Consider the following 1603-nt stretch of genomic DNA (forward strand, 5'->3'; position numbering starts at 1 on the left):
GATTGTCCGGCGGCGTCCTACTCTCCCACACCCTCACGAGTGCAGTACCATCGGCGCTGGAGGGCTTAGCTTCCGGGTTCGGAATGTAACCGGGCGTTTCCCCTCCGCCATGACCGCCGTAACTCTATGAACATATCAAACAACACCGGACACACATCACGGGTGTTCGCTCGTTCAGAGTTGCACAGTGGACGCGTAGCAGCTTAGTAGTCAAGTCCTCGGCCTATTAGTACCGGTCAACTGAACCCGTTACCGGGCTTACATTTCCGGCCTATCAACCCAGTCGTCTAGCTGGGGGCCTTACCCCCACAAAGTGGGGTGGGATACCTCATCTTGAAGCAGGCTTCCCGCTTAGATGCTTTCAGCGGTTATCCCTTCCGAACGTAGCTAACCAGCCGTGCCCTTGGCAGGACAACTGGCACACCAGAGGTTCGTCCGTCCCGGTCCTCTCGTACTAGGGACAGCCCTTCTCAAGTATCCTACGCGCACGGCGGATAGGGACCGAACTGTCTCACGACGTTCTAAACCCAGCTCGCGTACCGCTTTAATGGGCGAACAGCCCAACCCTTGGGACCTGCTACAGCCCCAGGATGCGACGAGCCGACATCGAGGTGCCAAACCATCCCGTCGATATGGACTCTTGGGGAAGATCAGCCTGTTATCCCCGGGGTACCTTTTATCCGTTGAGCGACACCGCTTCCACTCGCAAGTGCCGGATCACTAGTCCCGACTTTCGTCCCTGCTCGACCTGTCAGTCTCACAGTCAAGCTCCCTTGTGTACTTGCACTCAACACCTGATTGCCAACCAGGCTGAGGGAACCTTTGGGCGCCTCCGTTACCTTTTAGGAGGCAACCGCCCCAGTTAAACTACCCACCAGACACTGTCCCTGAACCGGATAACGGTCCGAAGTTAGATACCCAAATCAACCAGAGTGGTATTTCAAGATTGCCTCCACCCATACTGGCGTATGGACTTCACCGGCTCCCACCTATCCTACACAAGCTAATTCGAGTACCAATGTCAAGCTATAGTAAAGGTCCCGGGGTCTTTCCGTCCTGCCGCGCGTAACGAGCATCTTTACTCGTACTGCAATTTCGCCGGGCCTGTGGTTGAGACAGTGGGGAAGTCGTTACGCCATTCGTGCAGGTCGGAACTTACCCGACAAGGAATTTCGCTACCTTAGGATGGTTATAGTTACCACCGCCGTTTACTGGCGCTTAAGTTCTCCGCTTCGCCCCCGAAAGAGCTAACAGGTCCCCTTAACGTTCCAGCACCGGGCAGGCGTCAGTCCATATACATCGAATTACTTCTTCGCATGGACCTGTGTTTTTAGTAAACAGTCGCTTCCCCCTGCTCTCTGCGGCCATACAACGCTCCACCCGCGCGGGGCTTCACGTCTCCGGCCCCCCTTCTCCCTAAGTTACGGGGGCAATTTGCCGAGTTCCTTAACCACAGTTCGCCCGATCGCCTCGGTATTCTCTACCTGACCACCTGTGTCGGTTTGGGGTACGGGCCGCTAAGAACTCGCTAGAGGCTTTTCTCGGCAGCATAGGATCACTGACTTCACCTGAATCGGCTCGGCATCACGTCTCAGCCTATATG

The 1603-nt window shown here is 55.8% G+C and carries 1 rRNA gene and 1 other annotated feature (1 of these 2 cut by a window edge); the gene reads right to left on the reverse strand.

The features are described 5' to 3' along the window. Positions 1 to 4: 4 nt before the first annotated feature. Positions 5 to 121, reverse strand: a 5S ribosomal RNA gene (gene rrf, locus ACGFH8_RS35075). Between the two features lie 85 nt (positions 122 to 206). Then, positions 207 to 1603 (reverse strand) — a sequence feature (mutual gap in cmsearch alignment for this rRNA model is longer than 100) (it continues 1637 nt past the right edge of the window).

This window comes from Micromonospora sp. NPDC049175 (assembly GCF_043197345.1).
Lineage (GTDB): Bacteria > Actinomycetota > Actinomycetes > Mycobacteriales > Micromonosporaceae > Micromonospora.